The organism is Nostoc sp. (assembly GCF_036917775.1).
Taxonomy (GTDB): domain Bacteria; phylum Cyanobacteriota; class Cyanobacteriia; order Cyanobacteriales; family Nostocaceae; genus Nostoc.
Genome location: NZ_JBALEQ010000103.1, coordinates 1 through 7,170 on the forward strand (window position 1 = coordinate 1; position 7,170 = coordinate 7,170).

Genomic DNA, 7,170 nt, shown 5'->3' on the forward strand with positions numbered 1-7,170 from the left:
ATGTTGATAGTGTTAATCACATCCTCTCTATTCGTTGTGCTTATCTTAATGGTTTACTTGCTATTTGAGTGTTTCTGCCAAAAGTGGATGCTCCCTTCAGTCTCTGCTTAACCCAGATTCAGTTTGGTCAAACTTCAATAGTGTTGGTATGGTAGAATCTGTCCGTTTATTAGACGGTAAAACAACAGTTGAAACTCGTTATTTTATTAGTAGCCTTGAAGATAACGCTGAACAGTTTGGTAATTCTATTCGCAGTCATTGGGGAGTTGAGAATTCATTACATTGGGTATTAGATGTTGCCTTAAGGGAAGATGACTGTCGAATTAGAAAAGATAATGCTCCACAGAATTTTGCAATTCTCAGACATATTGCAGTCAATCTTTTAACTCAAGAGAAGCGTGTCAAACGCGGAATCAAAAATAAACAGTTTCTCGCTGCGATGGACAACAAATACTTACTAAGTATTTTAGCGTTGGCTTAAAATAATACATCAAAATTTGAGTTGAATATTTTACATAAGAGTTTTATTTATTCTCTAAGTAAATACATTTTTATGTGACTCATAATTGAATTATTTTAGTATTGATGATTAGTCATTCGGTCGAAGATAAGCTAATTCAAATTCTTAAAAATACTTGATTTATTTTATTTATCATTCCATCAATTTTTACAATTATCTATGTCATTTTGGAATCTCTCTTAGTTTTTATTAGTAAATAAGATGCGTTTGCCCTGGCTGCACCCCGCTACGCTCTAAGCAAAGCTATGCCGCAGGCTTTACGTAATCCGTAATTAATAACCCCATGAATAAATTCAGGAGCTTGGAATATGGAGCTTAGGAAAATTCAACTTTCATCGCTACATAAGCATTTGCAAAGCGTTTGTATAGGAGAATTGCTCCGAAATTTGCTCCCAGACAGATGCTTCCTAGTCCCAATAAAATGTATGTGGGAGCCATGACAATTCCAATCATGAACCAAGCAAATACGTGCAGTATGCTTAATAAAGCAAAGGTACTGGCAATTGCAGCACTTCGCCAAATCTCAATAGCTGGACGACACAATAATGTCAAACCTATTGTTAACGAGGTAGCAATTAGGTTGGCTGGGATTAGAAAAGCACAAATACCAATGCAGTAAGAGCCTGTCAAGAAACAACTTTTACAATTTATTATCTAGAAAGCTTACTGAGAAGGCATTTCTAGCTCAAAAGAGGCAAGGTTGTTACATGACAAGCTCTAAGTGCTTGAGAATACCGTCAAGGTGTTAAAGTCTAACATGAATTCTCCTAGATTAAATTGCCAAATTTTAGATGAATATTTGTCCTGATATCCTCAAGGCTAGTCAGACTTTAAAAGATTTGTAGGTTAGCCGAAACTATGGCGTTACTCAGATATTAGTGAAGACATACTAAAAATTTGAACCACCAACTTCTTGGTGGTTCTGAGTTATACTTCGTATTAGCTAATAGTCAAGCACTTAAACAGGAAATATTGTCCGGGTAATCAGTGCGCTGGCGAACCCAGAAACAGTAAGACCTAGCAAAATACTAGTAAACAAAAGACCTATTCGAGGGTTAGAATCTAGTTTTTTGTCTTCTCTACCACCTGTAAAGAATAAAGACCAAGTTTGGGAAGCATTGATAGTCTTAAAGCTATTAAAATCAGGTCTGAAAACAACAGAACCAAATAGCTCAGGAGATTTGAAGTCGAAATCATTGTTCATGTAAATAAGTATAACAAATATCTTGTCAAATAGCTAGCTTTATGATAAACGGTTACAGATAAAGGCAAGGTAGATATGTCGAGGGTAGCGATCGCCGACGTTGAGTGGTGATTTTTCAGAGGGAGCTTCCACCCCTTTTTGTCCTTAAAACTTGCCCATAAATAACCCTTTTAGGGAATGTTTTCATTTGAATGGTCAAGTTGAGGTCGAGGCTGAAACAACGGTAAATCAAGGTTTTTGATAATAAACTTTACCAAACTTTACGACGTGTCCGATTTTGCACATAGACCTCTCGGCGGATACCCTACTATGCCAAATATGCTAAGTACAAAGGTAAAACAACTGCCAATGCTCGATTACGTCAGTGCAGGGATCGCGTTTTACGTCACAATGCTTCCCGTACAAGAGTGGATATTGGAATTCCGCCTTGGTTATCTCGGTCGCTACTGGAGCCTGATAAGTGTTGCTGGCTTATTCATTGGCTTTTTGCTCTGTGCGCTGATATTTACGCCATTGATCATTAATATGACGCTAGATCCGTTCAGATATCCAGATCATTTGCTTATGAGCGCGATCGCGGCTGTCATCTTTGGTGCAATACTCTGGCTAGGACAGTGGCTAATTCTCCGCCAGACTGAGATTACACCAAGAGTTTTTGCTCTGATCAATACAGTAGTTGGAATTTCTGTCTTCTCTGTGCTGGTGTGGTTTAACCAAAAAAGCTTGCAGTGGAGCGGTGCCCCGATTGAAGGTTGGAAAACCGGACTCATTTTTCTAGCAGGTGGTACAGTTACTGGAGCCGCGACGGGTAAGGCATTAGATTTTTACTGTGGACGAGTTGAGCAGCGATTAATCAGACTTGAGAGGGAGAGGGTAGAGCAAGAAACCCAAGAGCGAGAAAGGCTTTTGAAAGAAAGAATTGAGAAGGAAAAATTAGCGCAAGAACGCCTAGAAGCAGAGATGGCAGAGCGGAAAAGGCTACAGCGAGAGGCGGCTCAAGAAGAAGAACGCCTATGGTACGAAAAACACGGGAAAGACTATGCTGATTATGAATATGACGAGGATGAAGAGGAGTACGAAGATGAAGACCAGGAGGAATAAACTGGTTTAGAGCAAAGCTCACCATATCCAGCTTTTGGTGGCTTTGCCATTCGCTACATTATTAAACTTGGCTTGTGCGTAGAAGTTCAGCATACGCTGTCGCTGTATCTTTCATATATTGGTACTCTTCTCTAATTTTTTTATACTTATTCTCAATAGCAAAGTCGTAATTTGGAAGGAGATTTGGGTCATATTGTGCAACTTGTCTGCCAATCAAAAGTTCTCTAATAAAGCCAATATAGACTTGTTGTAATTCTTCAGCTTTATCGAGTAAGTTCTCAATTTGAAATAATGCTCTTTTGTAAATTCCCTGTTGACTAGCATAAAATTCTGACGTAAGTACTAAATCCAGTAAATTGTTGGTTTTGTGCCACTGCTTTCTTAATTTTAAAATTTCTGGTTCGACAAATTGGATATGCTCTTTAATTAGGAAGGCTAGTTGTTGAGCTACTTTGAGATTTGCTTTTTTATCGATATCAATTTTCTCGAAAGTTGGAATACGTATAGATTGAAGATTATGCCAGGAATAAATGTATTCAATGCCTTCGGGTGTGAGCTTTGGAAAAATGACCTGGATTCTTCGATTCTCCTTAACCTCAAAAAAGATACCAAAGTTACCTAAAGGTAAATTTGGGTAACGAATATCTGCTCCATCAACTTCCAGCACTAAGTTACTTTTGATGCGCTTTATCTTTTGATCGTGATAAAAAACAAACCAATATCCGGCAAGCATTATTAAAATGATTATAGTGATGCTTATGATCATTAGAGCCAATTGTGTAATTTATAAAATTATTGTTGAGACATTAGTTACCTCAAGTATCTCAAATTTGACATGATGATGCCTTGGGCTGGGATCAGTTCAGTAGTATATAAATACTATTAAAATAATTCGCACTCTTGCTACACCCCACTTCGCTAAAGGCTCCTACGTCGCTCTAAGCGTACTGCTACGGAGAAGCGAGCTACGCGCAGCGTGTCGTAGACAAGCCATGCCGTAAAGCCTGCGGCATAGCGACGCTTAGGGCGCAGCCTCTCTAAGAGTTGGCTTTACGCTGCGAAGAGAGCAATTACATTTTGTGACGGGGATTTAGATTTAGGCGTTCAATTCGCACTGCTTGACAGAAGCGATGCTACTTTTACCCCCACCACTTGTTAAATAAGGATTATCAGCAGGCGTAATATCCACGCTTGAGTTTTGCATTAAGGGCGATTGTATTTCGCTGTAAGCACGAACTAGACGAACTAGACTGCTCACCCCAGTGGTAAGTTTCTCCAGTTCTTCATCTGTCATCAATTTTCCATTAAATTGTTAAAGCAGAGAATGTTCAAGCAGAAATAGAAATGTGAACTAGGATAAAGTTCTGTCTCAATACTTGTCGGTTTTTGGGGAAAAGGAGAAGGGGAAAAGGGAAAGAAAAAACTTTTAACCCAACCCCAGTAACGAATGGCACTAAGATAACGGCGAATCCATTATTTGTAAGGCTTTTGAGTGTGGGAGGTGTGGGAGGGGAGGGAGGATGGAGAAGAAATCTTACTCCCCACACTCCCCACACTCCCCACACTCCCCACACTCCCCACACCCACTCCAGGCAAACCTTTCAGCTTTTCTTAGTGCCATTCCCCCAGTAACCTTTTCACCAAAACCAAATTCTGAGTTCCAAATGCTTTACCCGAGTAGTATTGAGTTCTGTCTCCTATACTGAAGCTATCCCTTTTGCTGTGTCTTGGACAATTAAATCAACGACATTCTCCAAGCTTCCGGTTCGCTTGTAAACGTCACGCTGCCGTGTTGCGCCATTCCCGAACTGCATTGTTTGCTGTACAAGAGAGGAAACTTCATCCCATTCTCCGTACTCCTCAAGCGATGGACGCACGAAGGTGAGAAAGTTCTCAACCAACTCGCGGGCTGGGATGGCTCTCATAGTGGTAAAGTCGATTAAATCCTCATCTAATCCATAACGTGCGGCACGCCAGTGAGCAACACGTACAAGTTCGTGGCGGACTGCGGGAAACGGTTTATCACTCATAGCTTCTTCATAGCAAGTTCGCGCCAAAGCACGTACAAGCCCTGCTACCATTACCGCTTCGTCTACTGTTTGACAGACATCTGTTACTCGAAACTCTATTGTCGGGAAGCGCTCAGACAAACGCACATCCCAATAAATCTTCGTCGCCTCCGCGAGACTTTTTGTCTCCACTAAAACTTGTACAAGCGCTTCGTAGTCGGCTAAAGACTCGAAAATCGATGGTACTCCAGATAGGGGCCATCGACCCCAAATCTCGGTACGATAGCTTGCATAACCTGTATCTGTACCTAGCCAAAAAGGTGAAGATGCTGCCAATGCCAAAAGCGGGGACAGCCACACACGGGCACGGTTCATGACGCTGATGGCAATAGAGCGATCGCTAATTCCCACATGTACATGACAGCCAAAGATGACTAGCTCACGGGTGAGTTGTTGATAATCTTCCATCAACGTTTGATAACGTTCTTTGGGTGTGAGCTGCTGTTGCTCCCAGTGTGAAAACGGGTGTGTACCGGCGGCGGCAATTTGATTACCATCCTTGGCCGCCGCTGTTATCACTTCACGACGCAAACGAACAAGCTCAAAGCGCACATCTGCAAGTGTTCTACAGATAGGCGTACCAATTTCTATCTGCGAACGCTGGGCTTCTGGCTGTACCTCCAAGCCAAGGGCTTTCTGGGCTTTTGGCAGAACGTATTCCACACGCGAACTCAGTTCCCGCGTCGTCGGATTGATAATTTGATATTCCTCTTCGACACCAATAGTAAATTCTTCAGCTTGAGATGACATACCTGGTGTTTCCTTTACTTGTTAAGGAATCTTATTGCCACGAGCGGCAACAGTAGGATTAATCGGTCGAGTAGGGGCGAACTTTTAACAGCTAAATGCACTAAATGCACTAAATGTTTGCTAATAAGTCCCAAACTAAAGATGGCTTAATTCAATGAAACAAACATCACTCTGAGGTTGTGGATTGCATTACTCCAAAAGAATATTTGAAAACTGGCATGGTCAGAATTCATCCTAAATTCTGTATGACTGGCGTTTGAATAAATAGAAATAAACAAGAAAGAGAAACGTAAGCGTGGACGACCAAAAGGGAGCAAGAACAAGAAGAAAACAGAGATAAATTTTACATCTGAATTACTAAGAATTAAGAAGATGATTAATGAGTTACTCAAGTTAATAGCTAACTTTATCCCCTTGAGTTACTTGGTTTTAGATGGTCATTTTGGAAACAATAATGCTTTGCAGATGGCTCGACAAGTAAACTTACATATAATTTCCAAGCTACGCCACGATTCCTCATTATACATACCTTACCAAAATCCTGACCCCAATCATCGTTCACGCCGTAAATACGGAGATAAACTGGCTGGAGTAATATTTCTGATGAATATTTGCGTCAAAGTATTATTGAAGAGAATATCCAAACTGATACTTACCAAGCTAGTTTACTGCACAAAGAATTTGCCCAGCCTCTGAATGTAGTTATTTTGGTGAAAACTAATCTCAAAACTAATGTTCGCAGTCACGTCACTCTTTTTTCTAGTGACCTAAAATTGTCATCTGAGAAAATAATTGACTACTACAAACTGCGCTTTCAAATTGAGTTTAACTTTCGAGATGCCAAGCAGTTTTGGAGATTAGAGGATTTTATGAATCTGAGCCAAACTGCGGTGACTAATGCTGCTAATCTAGCATTTTTTCTGGTTAATTTATCCCATTATCTTCTTGCTGATTTCCGTCAACATAATCCTGGCTCCGGTATTATTGACCTTAAAGCATATTATCGTGGCTTTCGATATGTTCGTGAAATGCTAAAAATGCTTCCCGATATCCTGAGCCTATTTTATTAACCCAGATTTTTGCCAAGCTTACTTTTTTAGGACGTATTCATCCCGTTTCTACAGGCGTTGAACCCTCTTAATTTGGCAACGGTATTGTCAAGGCTAATGATTTACTTAAAGTGATAAAAATCTAAAAGAGTACTTATCTATATCACCCTAAGCTAGAGGTGTGAGACAGATGTCGATAATACCGAACTCTCTGTCCATCCTCCGTCATCTTGTTCAACCAGTTCCGGGGTTAGGCTCATCGCATAAGTGTTTTGTATGTGCAGCCTGAACGAGAGCGAGAAAAAGTCTTTGATTATTGGGATTGAGAATTGAAAGCTCAGGATGCCATTGCACACCAATTGCCCAAGGATGGTGTTCATGCTCTACACCCGGATTTCTCACAAACAATAAAAAATCCATTCACAGCACTCGAACTAAGACATTTTTTTGATACATCATCAATTGGAAATTAAGTGA

6 protein-coding genes and 2 pseudogenes are annotated in these 7,170 nt (G+C 40.5%); 3 read left to right on the forward strand and 5 right to left on the reverse strand.

Annotated features, from left to right (window positions below):
* Positions 1 to 94: 94 nt before the first annotated feature.
* Positions 95 to 481 (forward strand): annotated as a pseudogene (locus tag V7K69_RS21155) (ISAs1 family transposase); the annotation flags it as partial.
* Positions 482 to 835: 354 nt separating this feature from the next.
* On the opposite strand, the gene V7K69_RS21160 reads toward V7K69_RS21155, so the two are convergent.
* A complete protein-coding gene (locus tag V7K69_RS21160) occupies positions 836 to 1,150 on the reverse strand; it encodes a hypothetical protein (protein ID WP_335037892.1) in 315 nt (104 codons plus the stop codon).
* A gap of 883 nt (positions 1,151 to 2,033) precedes the next feature.
* Here V7K69_RS21160 and V7K69_RS21165 point away from each other — a divergent pair.
* Entirely contained in the window at positions 2,034 to 2,825 is a 792-nt protein-coding gene (locus V7K69_RS21165) for a hypothetical protein (RefSeq protein ID WP_335037894.1), read from the forward strand.
* Between the two features lie 61 nt (positions 2,826 to 2,886).
* Here the strand turns inward: V7K69_RS21165 and V7K69_RS21170 are convergent, their stop codons facing one another.
* The 3 genes from V7K69_RS21170 to V7K69_RS21180 form a co-directional block, all read right to left on the reverse strand.
* Complete coding sequence (locus V7K69_RS21170) at positions 2,887 to 3,591, reverse strand: hypothetical protein (RefSeq protein ID WP_335037896.1); 705 nt, start codon at positions 3,589 to 3,591, stop codon at positions 2,887 to 2,889.
* Positions 3,592 to 3,921: 330 nt separating this feature from the next.
* Positions 3,922 to 4,119, reverse strand: a complete 198-nt coding sequence (locus V7K69_RS21175; protein WP_335037898.1) for a hypothetical protein — start codon at positions 4,117 to 4,119, stop codon at positions 3,922 to 3,924.
* A 403-nt stretch (positions 4,120 to 4,522) separates the two neighbouring features.
* Positions 4,523 to 5,644: a carboxylate-amine ligase gene (locus tag V7K69_RS21180; protein WP_335037900.1), complete on the reverse strand. Its 1,122-nt coding sequence runs from the start codon at positions 5,642 to 5,644 to the stop codon at positions 4,523 to 4,525.
* Positions 5,645 to 5,926: 282 nt separating this feature from the next.
* Here V7K69_RS21180 and V7K69_RS21185 point away from each other — a divergent pair.
* Positions 5,927 to 6,785, forward strand: a pseudogene (locus tag V7K69_RS21185) (transposase); the annotation flags it as partial.
* A 142-nt stretch (positions 6,786 to 6,927) separates the two neighbouring features.
* Here the strand turns inward: V7K69_RS21185 and V7K69_RS21190 are convergent.
* Positions 6,928 to 7,113: a hypothetical protein gene (locus V7K69_RS21190; protein WP_335037902.1), complete on the reverse strand. Its 186-nt coding sequence runs from the start codon at positions 7,111 to 7,113 to the stop codon at positions 6,928 to 6,930.
* Positions 7,114 to 7,170: the final 57 nt, after the last annotated feature.